19 protein-coding genes and 2 pseudogenes are annotated in these 21,278 nt (G+C 41.4%); 12 read left to right on the plus strand and 9 right to left on the minus strand.

The window, feature by feature from the left end; genetic code table 11:
* The first annotated feature begins 86 nt into the window (after positions 1–86).
* Positions 87–2,030 carry a threonine--tRNA ligase gene (thrS, locus tag GMD3S_RS0205220; protein ID WP_000591036.1) on the plus strand — a complete coding sequence of 648 codons (1,944 nt, stop codon included), beginning with the start codon at positions 87–89 and terminating at the stop codon, positions 2,028–2,030.
* 212 nt (positions 2,031–2,242) lie between these two features.
* On the opposite strand, the gene GMD3S_RS0205225 is transcribed toward thrS, so the two are convergent.
* The 5 genes and pseudogenes from GMD3S_RS0205225 to GMD3S_RS0205240 all read right to left on the minus strand — a co-directional run bounded on the left by GMD3S_RS0205225 (position 2,243) and on the right by GMD3S_RS0205240 (position 5,678).
* Entirely contained in the window at positions 2,243–3,292 is a 1,050-nt protein-coding gene (locus tag GMD3S_RS0205225; protein ID WP_000147501.1) for a DUF389 domain-containing protein, read from the minus strand.
* A 330-nt stretch (positions 3,293–3,622) separates the two neighbouring features.
* A pseudogene (locus tag GMD3S_RS10885) lies at positions 3,623–3,873 on the minus strand (hypothetical protein).
* Between the two features lie 55 nt (positions 3,874–3,928).
* Positions 3,929–4,027, minus strand: a pseudogene (locus tag GMD3S_RS11155) (peptide ABC transporter); the annotation flags it as partial.
* A 6-nt stretch (positions 4,028–4,033) separates the two neighbouring features.
* Positions 4,034–5,008 (minus strand): sensor histidine kinase, encoded by a 975-nt coding sequence (locus tag GMD3S_RS0205235; RefSeq protein ID WP_000887940.1) that lies wholly within the window; start codon positions 5,006–5,008, stop codon positions 4,034–4,036.
* Positions 5,001–5,678 carry a response regulator transcription factor gene (locus GMD3S_RS0205240; protein WP_000548987.1) on the minus strand — a complete coding sequence of 226 codons (678 nt, stop codon included), beginning with the start codon at positions 5,676–5,678 and terminating at the stop codon, positions 5,001–5,003. The genes GMD3S_RS0205235 and GMD3S_RS0205240 overlap by 8 nt, the downstream gene beginning before the upstream one ends.
* A 320-nt stretch (positions 5,679–5,998) precedes the next feature.
* Between GMD3S_RS0205240 and GMD3S_RS0205245 the strand changes: the two genes are divergently transcribed.
* The 5 genes from GMD3S_RS0205245 to GMD3S_RS0205265 all read left to right on the plus strand — a co-directional run bounded on the left by GMD3S_RS0205245 (position 5,999) and on the right by GMD3S_RS0205265 (position 10,703).
* Positions 5,999–6,568 (plus strand): TetR/AcrR family transcriptional regulator, encoded by a 570-nt coding sequence (locus tag GMD3S_RS0205245; protein ID WP_033587322.1) that lies wholly within the window; start codon positions 5,999–6,001, stop codon positions 6,566–6,568.
* Positions 6,569–6,653: 85 nt separating this feature from the next.
* Positions 6,654–7,430, plus strand: coding sequence for a hypothetical protein (locus GMD3S_RS0205250; protein ID WP_000820264.1), 777 nt, complete (start codon positions 6,654–6,656; stop codon positions 7,428–7,430).
* 111 nt (positions 7,431–7,541) lie between these two features.
* Positions 7,542–8,615 carry a DUF2974 domain-containing protein gene (locus GMD3S_RS0205255; RefSeq protein WP_001273855.1) on the plus strand — a complete coding sequence of 358 codons (1,074 nt, stop codon included), beginning with the start codon at positions 7,542–7,544 and terminating at the stop codon, positions 8,613–8,615.
* A gap of 163 nt (positions 8,616–8,778) precedes the next feature.
* Positions 8,779–9,972, plus strand: coding sequence for a ferredoxin reductase family protein (locus GMD3S_RS0205260; RefSeq protein WP_000838552.1), 1,194 nt, complete (start codon positions 8,779–8,781; stop codon positions 9,970–9,972).
* Between the two features lie 101 nt (positions 9,973–10,073).
* Complete coding sequence (locus tag GMD3S_RS0205265; protein WP_000690874.1) at positions 10,074–10,703, plus strand: MBL fold metallo-hydrolase; 630 nt, start codon at positions 10,074–10,076, stop codon at positions 10,701–10,703.
* A 38-nt stretch (positions 10,704–10,741) separates the two neighbouring features.
* Here the strand turns inward: GMD3S_RS0205265 and GMD3S_RS0205270 are convergent, their stop codons facing one another.
* Entirely contained in the window at positions 10,742–12,634 is a 1,893-nt protein-coding gene (locus tag GMD3S_RS0205270) for a M13 family metallopeptidase (protein WP_000199241.1), read from the minus strand.
* Between the two features lie 179 nt (positions 12,635–12,813).
* On the opposite strand from GMD3S_RS0205270, the gene GMD3S_RS0205275 reads away from it, so the two are divergent.
* The 6 genes from GMD3S_RS0205275 to GMD3S_RS0205300 all read left to right on the plus strand — a co-directional run bounded on the left by GMD3S_RS0205275 (position 12,814) and on the right by GMD3S_RS0205300 (position 17,209).
* Positions 12,814–13,536, plus strand: a complete 723-nt coding sequence (locus GMD3S_RS0205275; RefSeq protein ID WP_000619158.1) for a metal ABC transporter ATP-binding protein — start codon at positions 12,814–12,816, stop codon at positions 13,534–13,536.
* Complete coding sequence (locus tag GMD3S_RS0205280; protein WP_000634601.1) at positions 13,533–14,381, plus strand: metal ABC transporter permease; 849 nt, start codon at positions 13,533–13,535, stop codon at positions 14,379–14,381. The genes GMD3S_RS0205275 and GMD3S_RS0205280 overlap by 4 nt, the downstream gene beginning before the upstream one ends.
* A gap of 25 nt (positions 14,382–14,406) precedes the next feature.
* Positions 14,407–15,339: a metal ABC transporter substrate-binding protein gene (locus GMD3S_RS0205285; RefSeq protein WP_000733065.1), complete on the plus strand. Its 933-nt coding sequence runs from the start codon at positions 14,407–14,409 to the stop codon at positions 15,337–15,339.
* Between the two features lie 120 nt (positions 15,340–15,459).
* Entirely contained in the window at positions 15,460–15,954 is a 495-nt protein-coding gene (tpx, locus tag GMD3S_RS0205290) for a thiol peroxidase (protein ID WP_000206539.1), read from the plus strand.
* 83 nt (positions 15,955–16,037) lie between these two features.
* Positions 16,038–16,688 (plus strand): metal-dependent transcriptional regulator, encoded by a 651-nt coding sequence (locus tag GMD3S_RS0205295; protein ID WP_000188531.1) that lies wholly within the window; start codon positions 16,038–16,040, stop codon positions 16,686–16,688.
* A 107-nt stretch (positions 16,689–16,795) separates the two neighbouring features.
* Positions 16,796–17,209, plus strand: a complete 414-nt coding sequence (locus GMD3S_RS0205300; protein ID WP_000732787.1) for a hypothetical protein — start codon at positions 16,796–16,798, stop codon at positions 17,207–17,209.
* A gap of 31 nt (positions 17,210–17,240) precedes the next feature.
* Here GMD3S_RS0205300 and dtd read toward each other — a convergent pair whose 3' ends face one another.
* The 3 genes from dtd to GMD3S_RS0205315 all read right to left on the minus strand — a co-directional run bounded on the left by dtd (position 17,241) and on the right by GMD3S_RS0205315 (position 21,200).
* The gene (gene dtd / locus GMD3S_RS0205305) at positions 17,241–17,684 is read right to left on the minus strand and encodes a D-aminoacyl-tRNA deacylase (RefSeq protein WP_000691410.1); all 444 of its coding nucleotides are present in this window, start codon (positions 17,682–17,684) and stop codon (positions 17,241–17,243) included.
* Positions 17,685–17,713: 29 nt separating this feature from the next.
* The gene (locus tag GMD3S_RS0205310; protein ID WP_001123779.1) at positions 17,714–19,930 is read right to left on the minus strand and encodes a RelA/SpoT family protein; all 2,217 of its coding nucleotides are present in this window, start codon (positions 19,928–19,930) and stop codon (positions 17,714–17,716) included.
* Between the two features lie 139 nt (positions 19,931–20,069).
* The gene (locus GMD3S_RS0205315) at positions 20,070–21,200 is read right to left on the minus strand and encodes an ABC transporter ATP-binding protein (RefSeq protein ID WP_000229944.1); all 1,131 of its coding nucleotides are present in this window, start codon (positions 21,198–21,200) and stop codon (positions 20,070–20,072) included.
* Positions 21,201–21,278: the final 78 nt, after the last annotated feature.

The following is a 21,278-nucleotide window of genomic DNA, read 5'->3' on the forward strand; positions in this document are numbered from 1 at the left end:
ATTGTGATCATTCTTTATTGATATCTAGCTTCCCACTTCTTCAAACCTCAGTTATAAAAATACGATAAATATTTAAGGAGAAAACCATGATTAAGATTACTTTCCCAGATGGCGCTGTTCGTGAATTCGAATCTGGCGTTACTACTTTTGAAATTGCCCAATCTATCAGCAATTCCCTAGCTAAAAAAGCCTTGGCTGGTAAATTCAACGGCAAACTCATCGACACGACTCGTGCTATCACTGAAGATGGAAGCATCGAAATCGTGACACCTGATCACGAAGATGCCCTTCCGATCTTGCGTCACTCAGCTGCTCACTTGTTTGCCCAAGCAGCTCGTCGCCTTTTCCCAGACATTCACTTGGGAGTCGGTCCTGCTATCGAAGATGGCTTCTACTACGATACCGACAATACTGCTGGTCAAATCTCTAACGAAGACCTGCCTCGTATCGAAGAAGAAATGCAAAAAATCGTCAAAGAAAACTTCCCATCTATCCGTGAGGAAGTATCGAAAGACGAAGCACGTGAAATCTTCAAAAACGACCCTTACAAGTTGGAATTGATTGAAGAACACTCAGAAGACGAAGGCGGTTTGACTATCTACCGTCAGGGGGAATACGTGGACCTTTGCCGTGGACCTCACGTCCCATCAACAGGCCGTATCCAAATCTTCCACCTTCTCCATGTAGCAGGTGCTTACTGGCGTGGAAATAGCGACAACGCGATGATGCAACGTATCTACGGTACAGCTTGGTTTGACAAGAAAGACTTGAAGAACTACCTTCAAATGCGTGAAGAAGCCAAAGAACGTGACCACCGTAAACTTGGTAAAGAGCTTGACCTCTTCATGATTTCACAAGAAGTTGGTCAAGGTTTGCCATTCTGGTTGCCAAACGGTGCGACTATCCGTCGTGAATTGGAACGCTACATCGTCGACAAAGAGTTGGCTTCTGGCTACCAACACGTTTACACTCCACCACTTGCTTCTGTTGAGCTTTACAAGACTTCTGGTCACTGGGATCATTACCAAGAGGACATGTTCCCAACCATGGACATGGGTGACGGGGAAGAATTTGTCCTTCGTCCAATGAACTGCCCACACCACATCCAAGTCTTCAAACACCATGTTCACTCTTACCGTGAATTGCCAATCCGTATCGCTGAAATCGGTATGATGCACCGCTACGAGAAATCTGGTGCCCTCACAGGTCTTCAACGTGTGCGTGAGATGTCACTCAACGACGGTCACCTCTTTGTTACTCCAGAACAAATCCAAGAAGAATTCCAACGTGCCCTTCAGTTGATTATCGATGTTTATGAAGACTTCAACTTGACTGAATACCGCTTCCGTCTCTCTCTTCGTGACCCTCAAGATACTCACAAGTACTTTGACAACGATGAGATGTGGGAAAATGCCCAAACCATGCTTCGTGCAGCACTTGATGAAATGGGTGTTGACTACTTTGAAGCTGAAGGTGAAGCAGCCTTCTACGGACCAAAATTGGATATCCAAGTTAAGACAGCTCTCGGAAAAGAAGAAACCCTTTCGACTATCCAGCTTGACTTCTTGCTTCCAGAACGCTTCGACCTCAAATACATCGGGGCTGACGGTGAAGAACACCGTCCAGTTATGATTCACCGTGGGGTTATTTCAACCATGGAACGCTTCACAGCTATCTTGATTGAGAACTACAAAGGTGCCTTCCCAACATGGCTTGCACCACACCAAGTAACTCTCATCCCAGTTTCTAACGAAAAACACGTAGACTACGCATGGGAAGTGGCTAAGAAACTCCGTGACCGCGGTGTCCGTGCAGATGTAGATGAGCGCAACGAAAAAATGCAGTTCAAGATCCGTGCTTCTCAAACTAGCAAGATTCCTTACCAATTGATTGTTGGGGATAAGGAAATGGAAGACGGAACAGTCAATGTTCGTCGCTATGGACAAAAGGAAACACAAACTGTCTCAGTTGATGACTTTGTCCAAGCTATCCTTGCTGATATCGCCAACAAATCACGTGTGGAAAAATAAAACGATCACTGTCTGAGAAACATTTTTCAGTAAGAAAAAGCAACAACTGAAATAGTTATTGCTTTTTTATATTTTATTTAACCTGAGCTAGTCGTGATTGGTCAAACCACCACAAATGGTATCCTCATCAACAATCCTTTCTATCCACTAACTGTTGGATATAGGATATCCTCCCAAGATTTGCTTCCTCGAGTTAGAAAAGTTCAATATCCTCAATCCTTGTCTGCTTCATTTTCTTTTACGAGATCTTTTTGTGAATCTTTTTCAGAGAGTTTTTGATCGATATACTTGTTAATGTTTTCATAAAATTCCTTGGTCATCTCACTATCTAATTTTGTCGAATTATGGACTTGATTGACTTTTAATTGAACAGATTGAATACCGTAAGAGGCTTGTTTTTGATGGAGCGTTTCTAATTCTTCTTCTGAAATCGGATCTCCAACAACTGTCAAGACCAATTCATTGTCCCTAGACTTGTAGACTTGATTAATGACCGTATGATTAGAGAACTCTTTTCCTACAAACTGTTTGATCCCTTCTTTTCGCGCTTGATCTATCGTCAGAGTGACTGCTGAATAACTGGCTGGAAGAACCAATAATACAATCAAGGATGTCAAGCCAATTTTCATTTTAATGTTTAGCTCTTTAAATGAACTTAAGGGAGATTTCCTCATCAAAATTCTTGTTCCAACAATATTTGTTAACATGATGAAGACACAGTTGATCAAGAAAAGATAGAGAGCCCCGAATAAAAATCGTACATTTCCATTAGCTAAACCATAACCTGCAGTACAGATAGGTGGCATCAGAGCTGTTGCAATAGCTACTCCTGGCACGATATTGTTTGCTTCTTTTTTCCTTGAACCAATTACGCCTGCTATCCCACCAGCAATAGCAATGAGAACATCCCAAATGGTTGGAGAGGTTCGTGCAATCAATTCGCTACTTGCATAAGATAAGGGAGAAATCCAGAAATACAGAGTCGAAACAAGCAAGCTGACCAATACTTGAGTAAATAAAACCTCTAAAGATTGCTTGATTAAACGCGTATCAAAAATAGCTAAACCGAATCCTAGTCCAACAATCGATGTCATAAGAGGGGAAATCAACATGGCTCCAATAATGACAGCTGTTGAATTCATATTTAGACCTATAGAGGCAATAAAAATCGCACACATCAAAATCACTATATCTCTTAATCGAACATGAAGATCATCATATAATTTCTCACGGTATTCACGTGTTGAATAATTTCCGGTCATTGGTTACTCCTTTTATTTCATATAATCTTGTTTCTGCTTGGATGATGGCAGAGAGACTTCTTTTCAATCTTACATATTTTTAATTCTCACCTGTTATTTTTTTGAAAATTATCTTTTAAGCATCCGTCAGTCTATCCTTAACATTATATCAAAAATTTTACAGTCTTTCTCTGAAGAAATATATCAATTGAACAGATAGAGAAGGAAGAAACTTTTGTTTCCTTATACGAAAAAGAAAAAAAATGGTATCTCCTCTGAAAGAAGATGCCGTTTTAATCTTTAAACAAGATTGGTGTGTTCGACAATCCATTGCTTCATTTTTATTTTCAATCAGAAGCCATAGATCCCAAACGTGATGATGGTTAGAAGAAACCCCTTGATCCAGTTGCCGAACAGTTGTGCTCCAGTCCCGTCAAAGTATAGACGTTGCTCATCCACTACCGTGTGTTTGGTTTTCAATTTTGCATCATGCAAACCGCCCAAGATGTTGCGATCCCCAAGGTAAGCCTGAAAATTATGGCTACTAAGATAGAGTATCCAATATAATCTAGGATTCCTCCGTCAAAATAACTTTCTTTCATTTTTGCCTCTTTTATTTTTTGACTATATTCTAGTCGTTTCCTAGTGTAACATTTTTTACATCTGGACAATCTTACGGTAACTTCTAGACATTATCATGAAAATAGAGATATAGACTAGAACAAAAATTCCACAGATGGATAAGGTCATCATCAACTATGCTCACTCAATCATCAGATTCCTATTGGAAAACTTGATGCGTACTGTTGTTCCTTTTCCAACCTCAGACTCGATGCGAATCTGGTGGCCCAGTTCTTCAGAAATTTTCTTAGATAAGTAAAGACCAAGGCCAGATGACTGCTGAGTCAAACGACCATTGTAGCCTGAAAACCCACGTTCAAAGACTCGGAGAACATCACTGTTTTTAATCCCGATTCCCGTATCCTTGATACAGAGCTCCTGACCTTCCATATAGATCTCTAACCCACCTTCCTTGGTGTACTTGAGACTGTTTGAGAGGATTTGTTCAATGACGATCAACAGCCACTTCTTATCGGTCACGATGATTTTGTCAAGGTCATGGAGATTGAGCGTCAGTCCTTTTTGGATAAAGAAAAGGGCATACTTGCGAACCACTTCCTTCACCAAATCCTCCACTTGAACCTTTTCAAATACCAAGTCATCGTGGAAACTTTCCAAACGAAGGTACTGCAACACTAGATTGGTATAGGAGTCAATCTTAAAGATTTCCTGTTCCAGTTGCTGCTTGACCTCACGATCAGAGACTTCTGCTACTAAAAGTCGACTCGCTGCAATGGGTGTCTTGATCTGGTGAACCCATAAGGTGTAGTAATCAAGCAAATCCGTCAGCTTGCTCTGCGCTTCCGACTTCTTTTGATACAATTCAGACTCACGCTCTTCGAGTTTTTCTGCTAGCGCACATTCCAGAGGAGACTTTGGGTCTCTCTCAGCATAGAGTACTTCCTGTCTGTAAACCTGAGCCTCTGCAAACATATCCCAAGCCAAAAATAGGAAGGTCAAAAAACTACTGAGCAGAAAGAAATAAAGAAAATAAGTTCCTAGACTAGCAAACAGAAACTGAAAGAGTAGGACAAGAAAACCCAACGAAATAATATAGACAAAGATGCGACTACGTGAACGCAGATAGGCTAGAAAAAATGGTTTCCAATCAAGCATGTTTCAGTCCGTATCCTATCCCTTTCTTAGTTTCGATAAACCCTGCTAAACCTTGCTCCTCCAACTTTTTACGCAAGCGAGCAACGTTGACAGACAAGGTATTGTCATCGATGAAAAAGTCGCTATTCCAGAGTTCCCGCATCAGGTCATCACGCGCCACGATATTGCCAGCATGTTCAAACAAGACCCGCAAAATTTGAAATTCATTCTTGGTCAAACTCAATACTTCCCCCTGATAGTGCAGGTCCATAGACTTGGTATTGAGAATCACACCTGCATACTCTAGCAAACTTTCATCCCGCCCAAACTCATAGGAACGGCGCAACAAGCCCTGAACCTTGGCAAGGAGGACCTGCTGGTCAAAAGGCTTAGTTACAAAGTCATCCGCTCCCATATTAATCGCCATGACAATATCCATAGCCTGATCTCTCGAAGACAGAAACATGATGGGTACCTTAGAAATCTTGCGAATCTCCTGACACCAGTGGTAACCATTAAAAAGAGGCAGGCCAATATCCATGAGGACCAAATGAGGCTCCGACTGGACAAATAAACTCAGCACTTCCATAAAGTTTTCTACCAAAACGACCTCAAAGCCCCACTCAGAGAGCAGTTTTCCCACTTGTTGCCGAATGACTTGGTCATCTTCTACTAGTAAAATCTTGTGCATGCGCTCCTCCTTTACTCTTGTTCAAAATATCAAAAGCCTTAATAAAAAATCTATGAATTAGTAACTCAACTATTTGGCTATTTATCTTTCAAATCCAGATTCGGAAACAAAAGCTAAATAGAGAATCATCCCATTGATATCATACCTTATTTTTAACTATAGTTCCAGCCTTATCCTATATTTTCCTTTCTGTGCTCATTTAGTTAGCGTTTCTTTAACTTATTTAATAGATCTAGCCTTCTTATTGACAAGCTAGACATGATTTGTTAGAATATGAATGAACGAACAAATTTATTCATTCATAAAGCAAAGGAGGTTAAATCATATTGGACAAAAAACAAGCTCTAAAAACAGCAGCTTATGACGTTTTTTCGAAAAAAGGTTACAAGGCAACAGGAATTTCAGAAATTGCTAGGCAAGCTGGTGTTGCAGTTGGTTCTTTTTATAACTATTACGAGAGTAAAGAAGCCATTTTTCTAGACATCTATATAGATGAAAACAACCGTGTTCGTCAAGCTATGATCGAAGAATTGGATTGGGAAATTGATATGATTGACCTCATTGGTCAACTATTTGCTCAGTCCAGAACTCTCGTTTCTTCCAATAAAATCCTTTCAGAATGGTACAATCCTGCCATAGCCGATGAGTTGCATAGCTACTATTCCTCAGAAGAAGGCAAAGTCGCAAATCCTTTTCATCAGTTTCTAGTTAAAACTTTTACAAATCGTATGCAGGATGAAGGGTACTCGCCAGAAAAGATTCAAGAGATTTTACAGGTTTATAATCTGTTTTACTATATGGATATGCACATCACGGAAAAAGATTTTCCAGATATTGGCAAAACTGTTGAAATACTTGCAACCAACTTCATTAAAGGAGTTCTAAAATAAAGAATGGATTTCTTTATTTTTTGAAAAGATATGAATGAATTATTTTATAGTTCATTCATAAAATTAAGAACAGGAGTCATAAAAAATGAAAAGAGGTAAAAAAATGTTTATTATCATTCTATCAACACTTGGATTACTAGCCCTTATAACTTGGAGTGCCATCGCCTATCTTGGACGAAGCCAGCCATTATCGATAAAATCCATCGAAAACCCTAGCGGAGATCTATATTTAATTCATATTACAAAACCGAGTCATCAAATCTGGAAAGCTGGGGCTTATGCTAAGTTTACACTCCCTGATGCCTCGTCTACTGCTAAAAAATATGAAGCTAAGGGAGAGCAAACCAGTCGATGGCTAACCATTGCCTCCACACCTGATGAAGATGAAATTCTCATTTTGACTCATAATAGTGGTAGCAACTTTAAGAACACCTTGACACATTTACCATCTGGCAGTGAGATTGAGATGAGTTGGCTGGATTCCTCTTTGACTGTTAAAGATACGAATAAGCCACTAGTTTGCTTTGCATCTGATGTCGGCATTTCTTCTCTACGCCCCCTTATCAAAGAATGGGCTGGTAAATGTCCGATTATTCTCAACCATTTTGACAAAGGAGTTACTATTTTCGATAATGAGATGAAGGAACTGGCTCAAAAAACATCGAATTTTACTTATAAAACTAGCGATGAACTTTCTCAAAGTCAAGCATTTTTAAAACATGCTATTGATGAATACGGCAATCAAGCCAGCTATCTCATCACAGGTCAGCCTGATGATGTAAATGAGATGAAGAAGTTTTTAAAGGAAAATGGGATTGATAGCAAAAACATACAAGTAAGCTCGTTTAGAGGTTTGAAATAGGAGCAATCTATCTTCTATGTATTTCAATCAAACCCTACTAGGTCATTCGAACAAGCCTACTAGCTAATTCTATGTAAATGTGGTAGGATAAACATAGAGAAAGGAGCTTTTATGGCTAATATTTTTGACTACTTGAATGATGTAGCATACGATTCCTTTTATGACCTCCCCGTGAACGTGTTAGATGTTCTTGCCTTGACTGAATTAACCTATCTTCCTTTTGATGATGTAGTCGCCCAAGAACCAAAGCCTCTCATAGATCTAGCACCTCAAATCCCTAGAGAAACGACGATGCTGACCAATAAGAACCGCCTCCAGTTGTTGGATCAACTCTCTCAACACAAACGCTTTAAAAATTGCAAGCTATCAAATTTTATCAATGATATTGATCCTGAATTGCAAAAACAGTTTGCAGCCATGACCTATCGTATCAGTCTCGATACCTATTTGCTTGTTTTTCGTGGGACCGATGATAGTATCATCGGTTGGAAAGAAGATTTCCATATGACCTATATGAAAGAAATCCCAGCTCAAAAACACGCCCTCCAGTATTTAGAGAATTTTTTTGCTCAACACCCCAACCAAAAGGTTATTCTAGCAGGACACTCAAAAGGGGGCAATTTAGCTGTCTATGCTGCCAGTCAACTTGATCCAAACTTGCAGAAAAACATTGTCGCTGTCTATACTTTTGATGCCCCTGGGCTTCACAAGGAACTAACCGAAACACCTGGCTATCAAAACATGATGGAAAGAACGAAAGTATTTATCCCACAAGGTTCTATCATCGGGATGATGCTGGAAATTCCGGATAAAAAAATCGTCGTTCGAAGCACCGCCCTAGGTGGCCTTGCTCAGCACGACACCTTTAGTTGGCAGGTTGAAGACAAACACTTTGTCCAACTGGACGAGACCAATAGTGATAGCCAACAAGTCGACACTACTTTCAAGGAATGGGTTGAAACAGTTCCTGACGAAGAACTGCAGCTCTACTTTGACCTCTTTTTTGGAATTATTCTTGATGCAGGCATCTCTTCTATCAACGACCTTTCTTCCTTTAAGGTCATTGAACACATTCACCATCTCTTTGTACAAGCTCAATCCCTCACTCCCGAAGAAAGAGAAACCATGGGGCGCTTAACCCAACTCTTGATTGACACTCGTTACCAAGCTTGGAAAAATCGTTAAGATAAGAAAGTCAATGAACCACCCGATTCGTTGGCTTTTTTAGAAAAAAGGGTCAGAAAAGTTAGACTAAATCACAAACCTTGACTAGAGATTCTTTTTTTGTTAAAATGTAACAAATCTTATTACATCTAATATAAGATAAATCCATGAAAGGACTTCTACTATGAAATCATTAAAAGGTATTTTATTTATCGGACTTAGTATGCTTCTGACTATCCTAGCTTGGCTCAGTTCAGGTGCTAGTCAGTTTCTAATCCCTGGTTTAGCTCTCACTACCCTCTCACTTACTTTTATACTAGCTAGCCGTTTACCCTTGCTTGAGGCTTGGTTCAACGGACTTGAAAAGATGTATCTAGCTCATAAATTCACGGCTTTTCTATCCATTCTCCTACTAACCCTACACAACTTTAGCATGGGCGGTCTCTGGGGTTCGCATTTGGCCGCACAGTTTGGAAATATCGCTATCTATATCTTTATCAGTATCATTCTGGTTGCCTATCTGGGACAGTACATCCAGTATGAAGCTTGGAGATGGATTCATCGATTGGTTTATCTAGCCTATATCTTTGGCCTTTTTCATGTTTTGATGATCATGGGAAATCGCCTCCTCTCCTTTAGTTTCCTAGGTCTTATCTTTGGAATCTATGCTCTTTTAGGCTTGCTTGCAGGTTTTTATATTATTTTCCTTTATCAAAAGGTCGGTTTCACCTATCTTGGAAAAATCGTAGGAATCAAACGCCTCAACCACGATACGACTGAAATTGAAATAGAGCTCAGTCATCCTTTCACCTACGAATATGGACAATTTGCCTTTCTAAAAATTTTCCAAAAAGGTTTTGAGACTGCCCCACACCCTTTCTCCATCTCAGGAGGGCAAGGACGAACTCTTTATTTTACGATAAAAAACTCTGGTGACCACACCAAGAATATCTATGACAATCTTCAAGTTGGTAGCAAGGTTGCAGTTGATCGCGCCTATGGACATATGACTATGGAACATGGTCCAAAGCAGCAAATCTGGATCGCAGGTGGAATTGGAATGACACCTTTCATCTCTTATATCCGGGAGCATCCTATCCTAGACAGGAACGTTCGTTTCTACTATAGTTTCCGTGGAGAGGAAAATGCTGTCTACCTAGATCTACTTCGTGACTACGCCCGTCAAAATGCTAACTTTGACCTGCAGCTAGTCGATAGCAATGAAAAAGGATACCTGACTTTGGATCAAGAAGAAATCCCTGACCAGACTACAGTCTATATGTGTGGACCTCTTCCTATGATGAAGGCCCTTGCCAAGCAAATTAAGAAAAAGAATCCCAAAGCAAAACTCATTTACGAAGGCTTCAAGTTTAAATAAGATTATTGTCCCTCTAACACAAAAGAGGGACTTTCTTTTCACTTTATTTCCCTCTTCTATGCTATACTTAGTTTAGTACATTCTTTGAGATTGGAGCCGGTATGAAAATCCATAAAACTGTGAATCCCGTTGCCTATGAAAACACTTATTACCTGGAAGGGAATCAACACCTGATTGTGGTTGACCCAGGTAGCCATTGGGAAGCTATTCGCAAGACTATCGAAAAAATCAACAAACCAGTCTGTGCGATTCTCCTGACCCACACCCACTACGACCATATTATGAGTCTGGACTTGGTGCGTAAGACTTTTGGAAATCCTCCAGTTTATGTCGCAGAGAGTGAAGCATCTTGGCTTTATACTCCAGTCGATAATCTCTCTGGTCTCCCTCGTCATGATGATATGGCAGATGTCGTCTGTAAACCAGCAGAACACACCTTTGTCTTTCATGAGGAATACCAGCTTGAGGAATTTCATTTTACTGTTCTACCAACCCCAGGCCACTCTATTGGCGGTGTTTCCCTAGTCTTTCCTGACTCCCATCTAGTCTTGACCGGAGATGCCCTATTCCGTGAGACCATTGGACGGACAGACCTTCCTACAGGCAGCACGGAACAACTCCTCCATAGCATTCAGACGCAACTCTTCACTCTTCCTAACTACGATGTCTATCCTGGGCATGGTCCAGCTACGACCATCGCTCACGAAAAGACCTTTAATCCCTTTTTCTAGCAAGCAAAAAACCAAGGATAACATCCTTGGTTTTTGTCTTACCAAATAATCACACGGTCCTCTGGTGAACGCCACATGCCGTCGCCTTCTTTGACATCATAGGTTGTAAAGAAGTCATCGAAGTTAGGTACTTGCACATTGACACGGAGTTTAGCAGGCGCGTGCACATCGACACTGGCCATAAGTTTCATCAACTCAGGACGGCCTTTCATACGCCAGATACGAGCAAAGTTGTGGAAGAATTCTTCAGCAGAGAAGTCTGCTTCTCTCTTGGCAGCTTCAAGGGCTGCGGCGATTCCCCCTAGGTCCGCTACATTTTCTGATACAGTTAGTTTCCCGTTAATCGTTGCGCCGTAAGATTCTTGCCCATCAAACTGGTCGATAACTTTCTGCGTTTTTTCTTTAAAGGCAGCATAGTCACTCTCTGTCCACCAATCCTTGAGGCTACCATTTTCATCAAAGGACGCACCATTTGTGTCAAAGGCATGAGAGATTTCATGGGCAATAACAGCACCAATACCACCGTAGTTGGCAGAGGACGACTGATGCAAATCATAGAATGGAGCCTGTAAAATAGCAGCTGGGAAGACAATCAAGTTCTTCTGAGGATTGTAGTAGGCATTAACCATGTGAGCAGGCATGCCCCACTCCTTGTAGTCAACCGGTTGGTTCCACTTGCTCCAGCTGTGCTTGATTTCCACACGCGCAAAGGCTAGGGCATTCTCAAAGAGACTGGCAGTTTCGTCCACTACCTTGTCCTTGTAGCGTTCTGGCAATTCCTCTGGATAACCGATATAAGGCTTGATGACATTGAGTTTGACAATGGCCTTATCACGCGTTTCAGGTGTGAGCCAGTCGTTCTTAGCCAAGCGTTCCTTATAAACGTCAATCATAGTCGCCACTTTTTTCTCTACGTCTGCCTTAGCTTCTGGGGAGAATTTTTCATGCGCATACCAGAGACCAAGGGCTTGCTTAAAGGGACCTTGGGCCAAGTGATAGGCTGCCTTGACCTTGTCCTGAGCTTCTGGAACACCTGAAAGGGCACGTCCATAGGCACCTGATAGGACACGAATCTCGTCTGTGAGATAGCTGGTTGAAAGATTGACCACAGCCAAAATCAAGGTTGCCTTAAGCAAAGGCCACGCTTCTTCACTATAAAATTGGTCTGCTGCTTGCCAGAAACGTTCCTCATCTACGATAACCTTATCTGGAGTTTGTCCAAGAACTGCTTGGAAGAAATCATCCAAAGGTAGGGCAGGGGCAAATTTCTTGAAATCTTCATAAGCGTATGGATGGTAGAGTTTGGCATATTCTGAACTTTCTTCGTTTGAAAGAACCACTGCTGCGATACGACGGTCCAATTCCAATCTCTTCTCTAGTAAGTCTTCGATTTCCTCATCTGAAAAATCATAGGCTTTGAGAAGATTTGCGCTACTTTCCTTCCAAAGCGTCAAGAGCTCCTCACGTTGAGGATGGTCTTCAGCATAGTAGGTTGTATCTGGCAAGATAGTTCCTGGTGCACTTGCCCAGAGAACATTGGTTCTGGCATCCATAAAGTCTGGTGATACTCCAAATGGAAGGAAGTTTGGTTTACCTGCTAGTTCAAACTCTGCCAGTTTGCTGGTAAAATCTGCAAAGCTCTCCAAATCTTGGTATTCCTTGAGCAGAGGAAGGACAGGCTTGATTCCATCTGCATCCCTCTTATCAAAATCACGTACCATACGATGGTACTTAACAAAATTTGCGAGGATAGCGTCCTCTGGAACATCTTCGCCTTCCAACCACTTGTCCGTAGTTGCCAGCATTAACTCTTCAATTTCCTCATCAAGGTCAATAAAGCCACCTGTTCGAGATTTATCAGCTGGAATAACAGCTGTTTTTTCCCATTCTCCATTGATTGCATCATAAAAATCGTCTTGATAACGTGTCATCTTGTTCTCGCTTTCATTTTTTCACTTATTCTTAGCTTAGCAAAAAACACTTGGGAATGCAATTAAAAATGGTCTCTCTTTTTTCTTCATTTTTTAGTTATTATTTTAAATTTTTTAAAAATTAACTTGACTTAATTTTTTTTTTAATGTATATTAAAAGACAGGAGGAAAATAACTGTATGATACGTATCGAAAACCTCAGTGTCTCCTACAAAGAAACGTTGGCACTAAAGGATATTTCACTAGTGCTCCACGGACCAACTATTACCGGAATTATTGGTCCAAACGGTGCTGGAAAATCAACTTTATTAAAAAGTATGTTGGGAATTATCCCACACGAAGGTCAGGCCTTTCTCGATGACAAAGAAGTCAAGAAATCTTTACATCGAGTTGCCTATGTCGAGCAAAAAATCCATATCGACTACAATTTCCCTATCAAGGTCAAGGAATGTGTCTCACTGGGACTCTATCCATCTATCCCGCTCTTCCACACTTTAAAGGCCAGCCACTGGAAAAAAGTGGCGGATGCACTTGAAATCGTTGGACTCTCAGACTATGCTGATCGCCAAATCAGTCAGCTCTCTGGAGGACAATTCCAACGTGTTTTGATTGCCCGCTGCTTAGTGCAGGAAGCTGACTACATCTTTTTAGATGAGCCTTTTGTCGGGATTGACTCGATCAGTGAAGAGATTATCATGAATACACTGAGAGACCTTAAAAAAGCTGGTAAAACAGTTCTCATCGTCCATCATGACCTCAGCAAAGTCCCTCATTATTTCGACCAAGTTATGCTTCTCAATCGAGAATTGGTTGCTATTGGTTCAACTGAAGAAACCTTTACCGAAGTCAATCTTAAGAAGGCTTACGGTAGCAAACTCTTTTTCAATGGAGGTGACCTATGATAGTAGAATTTATCGATGGATTGCAACATTTCCATTTCCTACAAAATGCCCTGATAACAGCTATAGTCATCGGGGTGGTTGCTGGAGCCGTGGGATGTTTTATCATCTTACGTGGAATGTCTCTCATGGGGGATGCCATCTCTCACGCAGTTTTGCCCGGCGTAGCCCTTTCCTTTATCCTGGGAATTGATTTCTTTATTGGAGCAATCATCTTTGGCTTGATGGCTTCCATCATCATTACCTACATCAAGGGGAACTCTATCATCAAGAGTGACACTGCCATTGGTATTACCTTTTCATCTTTCTTAGCCTTAGGTGTCATCTTGATTAGTGTTGCCAAGAGTTCGACAGACCTCTTCCATATCCTTTTTGGGAATATCCTCGCTGTCCAAGATACGGACATGTGGATCACCATTGGTGTGGGGGCATTGATTCTCTTGATTATCGGGATTTTCTTTAAACAACTATTGATTACATCCTTTGACGAGCTTTTGGCTAAAGCCATGGGAATGCCTGTTAATTTCTATCACTATCTACTCATGGTGCTCTTGACCCTTGTGTCAGTCACTGCCATGCAAAGTGTTGGAACGATTCTTATCGTGGCCATGTTGATCACCCCAGCTGCGACGGCTTACCTTTATGCTAATAGCCTAAAGAGCATGATTTTTCTTTCATCAACCCTAGGGGCAACCGCTTCTGTTTTGGGACTCTTTATCGGCTATAGCTTCAACCTCGCAGCAGGATCCAGCATCGTGCTCACATCTGCCAGCTTCTTCTTAATCAGTTTCTTTATCTCTCCAAAGCAACGATACTTGAAACTAAAAAATAAAAAAATCAATAAATAAGGGGAAACCCTTCTGGAGGAATCTAATGAAAAAATTAGGTACATTGCTCGTTCTTTTTCTTTCTATCATTGGATTAGCTGCCTGTGCTAGTGGGAAAAAAGATACAGCATCTACAAACCAAAAACTAAAGGTTGTAGCGACTAACTCTATCATTGCTGATATTACTAAAAATATCGCTGGTGACAAGATTGATCTTCATAGTATCGTTCCTGTTGGTCAAGACCCACACGAGTACGAACCACTTCCTGAAGACGTAAAGAAAACTTCTGAGGCTGACCTCATTTTCTATAACGGTATCAACCTTGAAACAGGTGGCAATGCTTGGTTTACCAAATTGGTCGAAAATGCCAAGAAAACTGAAAACAAAGACTACTATGCAGTTAGTGACGGCGTAGATATCATCTACCTTGAAGGTCAAAACGAGAAAGGCAAAGAAGACCCACACGCTTGGCTCAACCTTGAAAATGGGATAATTTATGCTAAAAATATCGCTAAACAGTTGATTGCAAAAGACCCTAGCAACAAGGAATTCTACGAAAAAAATCTCAAAGACTATACTGAAAAGCTAGACAAACTGGACAAGGAAGCCAAAGAGAAATTTAACAATATCCCTGCTGAAAAGAAACTCATCGTAACCAGCGAAGGATGCTTCAAATACTTCTCTAAAGCCTACGGTGTCCCAAGCGCCTACATCTGGGAAATCAACACAGAAGAAGAAGGAACACCTGAACAAATCAAAACTTTGGTTGAAAAGCTTCGCCAAACAAAAGTTCCATCCCTCTTTGTTGAATCAAGTGTCGATGACCGTCCAATGAAGACTGTTTCACAAGACACAAATATTCCAATTTACGCACAAATCTTCACTGACTCAATCGCTGAAGAAGGTAAAGAAGGTGACAGCTACTACAGCATGATGAAATACAACCTTGACAAGATTGCTGAAGGTTTGTCTAAGTAATCCATTAAAAACGTCGTTCTCACATGAACAGGCGTTTTTTATCGCTTAATTTCCAGTCAAATCATTGGAAAAATCTGACAATTCTCGGTAAAATAAAAGAAAAAAGAATGGAGTAGTTTCATGACCACTTTTCTCGGAAATCCTGTAACCTTTACAGGTAAACAACTGCAAGTCGGAGACAAGGCACTTGACTTTTCTCTTACGACAACCGATCTCTCTAAAAAAACGCTAGCTGACTTTGATGGAAAGAAAAAAGTCTTGAGTGTTGTCCCTTCTATCGATACTGGTATCTGCTCAACGCAAACACGTCGATTCAACCAAGAACTAGCTAACCTTGACAACACTGTCGTTCTTACTGTTTCTATGGACCTACCATTTGCCCAAGGACGCTGGTGTGGGGCTGAAGGCCTTGACAATGCCATCATGCTTTCAGACTATTTTGACCATTCTTTCGGGCGCGATTATGCCCTCTTGATCAACGAATGGCATCTCCTTGCACGTGCTGTCTTTGTTCTCGATACTGACAATGTCATCCGTTATGTAGAATACGTTGACAATATCAACACGGAGCCAGACTTTGAAGCTGCTATTGCTGCAGTTAAAGAACTAGACTAAAATCACAAGCATTATGACAGAAAGCTAGAGAAATCTAGCTTTTTTTGGTATACTAGATGGAGAGAATGAACAAGAGGAAACGAATGACTCCAAATAAAGAAGATTATTTAAAATGTATTTATGAAATCGGTACGGACATGCAAAAAATCACCAACAAAGAGATTGCTGCCCGTATGCAGGTCTCTCCGCCTGCTGTAACAGAGATGATCAAACGCATGAAAAGTGAAAATCTCATCCTCAAGGATAAGGAGAACGGCTATCTATTGACAGATATTGGCCTCAAACTGGTCTCTGAGCTCTATCGTAAACACCGTTTGATTGAAGTCTTTCTAGTTCACCATCTAGACTATACTAGCGATCAGATCCATGAGGAAGCTGAGGTCCTAGAGCACACTGTATCTGACCTCTTCGTAGAGAGACTGGATAAACTACTGGGCTTCCCTAAAACCTGCCCCCACGGAGGAACCATCCCAGCTAAGGGAGAGCTCTTGGTCGAAATCAACAACCTGCCTTTAGTAGATACCAAAGAAGCCGGTACCTATCTCGTGACTCGGGTTCATGATAGCTTTGACCTGCTCAAATACTTAGATAAGCATGAGATTCATATCGGTGACCAAGTCAAAGTCAAACAGTTTGATAATTTTTCCAATACCTTTACACTGGTCAACAAAGGTGAAGACCTCCAAGTTAGCATCGATATCGCAAAACAACTCTATGTCGAAAAAATCAACTAAGCCCTTATTCCTGAAAGAAGTTCCTTTCAGGGATTTTTTATTATTTTAGTTGTAAGTTCCATTCGTTTGATGTAGAATGAAGCTAGATAAAAGAGGGAGGTCTTCCTATGAAAAAGCTCTTTAGAATCCATTTTGCAGCCATTGTAGTCAGCGATTTGCTACTGTTGGTAACTTTCAGACCCCGATACGAACTTTCTTTGGAGAGAGGCCTGATTTTTTGCTTCATTTTCATCCTTGCTCAAGGACTACTGCTATTTCGCTTGGTCAATCGACTCAAAAAACAGTTCTCTGAGATTTATCCTCAGATGAACAAAAAAATTCGCTTCTACTATTTAGGAGTGCTCATCAGCGATTTTCTATTATTTGTCTTTTTAGCCATCACTGACCCTCAATATTTCTACTCTCTTACTCCAGTCTTTACTTCCTGTCATTCTACTTTATATTATATGACGGCTAGCCACCTAAGAGAAAACTATCCCGACTTTTACAACAAACACATCGCCTTCTGGGAGTGTCTATAAACAAAAACCAAGCCAACTGGGCTTGGTTTTCTTATCTATTTTTAGTATCAAGAATGATGGTAACTGGCCCATCATTTACCAGCTCCACCTGCATATCCGCTCCAAAGATGCCTGTCTGAACAGGTACTTCCTGAGCTAGCTTTTGATTGAAAAACTCATAGAAGGCAGTTGCTATATCCGGCTTGGCTGCACCTGTAAAGGCGGGACGATTGCCTTTCTTGGTATCCGCAAAGAGGGTAAACTGGGAAATAGAAAGGATTTCCCCTTCAATATCCTTGACAGATAGGTTCATTTTCCCTTCCGCATCAGAAAAAATCCGCATGTTGACGAGCTTTCTCACAGCATAGTCCAAATCTTCCTCTTGGGCCTCTGGACCAACACCGACCAGCAATAAGAGTCCCTGATTGATCTTTCCATGAACCTGACCTTCGATACTGACTTGAGCTTTTTTAACCCGTTGGATAATGATTTTCATAATAGCCTTTCTAGTAAGAGCTAGGACAATTAGCCATTAGTCCGTTTGACGGAGTAAACCTCTGGCACACTCTTAATCTTATCCACGACTGTGGTCAGTGTAGAGAGGTTGGAAATACCAAAGGAGACATGGATATTAGCAAATTTCATATCCTTAGTTGGCTGAGCATTAACGGTTGAGATATTCTTGGTCGTGTTTGAGAGAACTTGTAAAACATCATTTAAGAGCCCTGTACGGTTGAGACCATAGATATCGATGTGGGCAGTGTATTCCTTGCTTGAGAATTGATCTTCCCACTCCACATCAAGGAGACGTTGCTCGTAGTTTTCTTGGGCACGGAGATTCATACAGTCCACACGGTGAATAGCTACACCGCGTCCCTTAGTAATGTAGCCGACAATGTCGTCACCCGGCACTGGATTGCAACACTTGGCAATCCGAACTAGGAGACCTGAAGCACCTTCAATGACCACGCCACCCTCATGCTTAACCTTGAGGGTTTCTTTGTTCTCAACCTTAACTTCGCCACCTTTGACAAGCTCTTCTGCTTCTGCCTTGGCCTTAGCGCGTTCTTCCTCACGACGTTCCTTTTCGGTCAATCGGTTAAAGACGGTAATAGCGCCAATTTCTCCAAAACCAATGGCTGCATAGAGAGCTTCCTCTGTCTTGTAGCTGGTCTTTTGAAGGACCTCGTCCATATGACGCTTGTCCATGAATTTATTGGCTACATAGCCGTTTTCTTGGAACTGGGCCATCAACATCTCACGGCCCTTGTTAACGGATAATTCCTTGTCTTGATTTTTAAAGAACTGACGAATCTTGTTGCGCGCCTTGCTGGTCTTGACCATGTTGAGCCAGTCACGACTTGGACCAAAGGAGTTGGGATTGGTGATAATTTCAACCTGATCCCCTGTCTTGAGCTTGGTTGTCAGTGGAACCATACGGCCATTGACCTTGGCACCAGTCGCTTTTTCACCGACTTTGGTATGGATTTCATAGGCAAAGTCAATCGGTCCTGAATCTTTTGGCAGGGAGCGAACCGCACCATCAGGAGTAAAGACGTAAATCTCCTCCGCCAGATAGTTTTCTTTAACAGAGTCCACAAATTCCTTGGCATCATCAGCCTGGTCTTGGAGCTCCATCATCTCCTTGATCCAGTTCATCCCAATAGCAGATTCCTTGCTGTTGACCTGCCCTTTAATGCCTTTCTTATAAGCCCAGTGAGCTGCTACCCCGTACTCAGCCACTTCGTGCATTTCCTTAGTCCGAATCTGGAATTCAATCGGCCCTTTTGGCCCATAAACAGTTGTATGGATAGACTGGTAACCATTGGCCTTACGATTGGCGATATAGTCTTTGAAGCGGCCTGGCATAGGTTTCCAAAGTTCATGCACATAACCCAGCATAGCATAGACATCACTCTGGGTATCTAAGATACAGCGAATGGCAATCAGGTCATAAATTTCCTCAAAGCGTTTCTTCTTATCCTGCATCTTGCGGTAGATCGAATAGATATGCTTAGGACGACCATAGATTTTCCCTTTGAGATTGCGTTCGGTAGCATAGTCCTCCAACTTGGTTACGACTTCGTCGACCAGAGCCTCACGTTCTCTGCGCTTTTCCTTCATCATGTGGGTGATCTTGTAAAACTCAGTTGGATTGAGATAACGGAAAGATAGGTCTTCCAACTCCCACTTGACACTGGAAATCCCTAGACGATGAGCAAGTGGTGCGTAAATTTCCATGGTTTCTCTGGAAATCCGTTCTTGCTTGTCCTTTCGCAGGTGTTTAAGAGTCCGCATATTGTGCAAACGGTCCGATAATTTAACCAAGATAACGCGGATATCCTCTGACATGGCCATAAGCATCTTGCGGTGATTTTCAGCCAATTGTTCCTCGAGTGATTTGTACTCAACCTTACCAAGCTTGGTCACCCCATCAACGATAATCCGAACATCATGACCGAACTCTCTCTCCAGATCATCCAGTGTCGCATCTGTGTCTTCAACCACGTCATGCAAAAAACCACAGGCAACGGTTACGGCATCCAGCTTGAGCTTAGCCAAAATGCCTGCTACCTGAATGGGATGGATAATATAGGGCTCTCCTGATTTCCGAAACTGCCCACTATGACAATCAACTGCGTAAATCAATGCTTTTTGTACAAAAGCAACGTCTTCCTTTGTTAAATATTCTCTCGTTAAAGCGACTACCTGATCGCCCGTCAAATTCACTTCTTTCGGCATCTATACTCTCCAATTCTTCCTACCATTTTATCACTTTTTTAAGGATATGAAAACTAGAAAAGCTCTGTTTTTATGCCAATACCAATCATTAAAAAAACACTGCCAGATTTCTCTAGTAGTGTTTTGACATTTCATTTGCTTAGTAGACTGTTTTTTCAGTTTCTACGTCGAAGAAGTGTGCTTTGTTCAAGTCAAATCCAAGTTCAACTGTTGCACCTGTTTGCAAGTAGTCACGAGCATCCACTTTGGCAACAAATTCGTCTTTACCAACTTGGCAGTAAAGGTGAGATTCTGAACCAAGCAATTCTGATACTGAGATAGTAGCTTTGACAACTGATTCTGGGAATGTTTCAAGGAAAGCAGGTTCTGCATTCACATCTTCTGGACGGATACCGAAAATCAATTCTTTTCCTTCGTAGCCTTTGTCACGAAGAACTTTCAAAGCACCTTCTGGCACTTTCAAACGGAAACCGTCAGAAACAATTTCGCTACCAACCAATTTCACATTGATGAAGTTCATAGCTGGGCTTCCGATAAATCCTGCTACAAATTTGTTAACTGGGTTTTTGTAAACTTCTTGAGGGGTACCGATTTGTTCAACACGTCCGATAGTACCTGTACCAGCAGGGTTCTTAGTTGCTGACATGATAACGATGCGATCTGCAAGAGTCATCGCTTCTGTTTGGTCGTGAGTTACGTAGATAGTTGTAGCTCCGATACGACGGTGAATCTTCGCAATTTCAGCACGCATAGATACACGAAGTTTGGCATCCAAGTTTGACAAAGGTTCGTCCATCAAGAACACTTTTGCATCACGGACGATAGCACGACCCATGGCAACACGTTGACGTTGACCACCTGAAAGGTCAGCTGGTTTACGATCCAAGAATTCTTTCAAACCAAGGATTGCTGCTGCTTCTTGCACACGTTTGTCGATGTCTTCTTTGCTGTACTTACGCAATTTCAAACCGAAAGCCATGTTGTCATATACAGTCATGTGTGGGTAAAGAGCGTAGTTTTGGAATACCATGGCGATGTCACGGTCTTTTGGAGCTACGTCGTTGACAACCACGCCATCGATAGATGCAGTACCTTCTGTGATGTCTTCAAGACCAGCAATCATACGAAGAGTTGTTGATTTACCACATCCTGAAGGACCTACGAAAACGATAAATTCTTTGTCTTTGATGTCCAAGTTGAAGTCTTCAACTGAATAGTGTTCGCTGTTTGGATATTTTTTGTAAATATTTTTAAGATTTAATTCTACCATCGAGGTGAACTCCTTTTGTCTTTTGATAGTTTTATTATAGATGAAAACGTTTTACATTTCTATGGCAAGGTGACCAAA

It is taken from the genome of Streptococcus sp. GMD3S, from assembly GCF_000298695.2.
Classification (GTDB): domain Bacteria; phylum Bacillota; class Bacilli; order Lactobacillales; family Streptococcaceae; genus Streptococcus.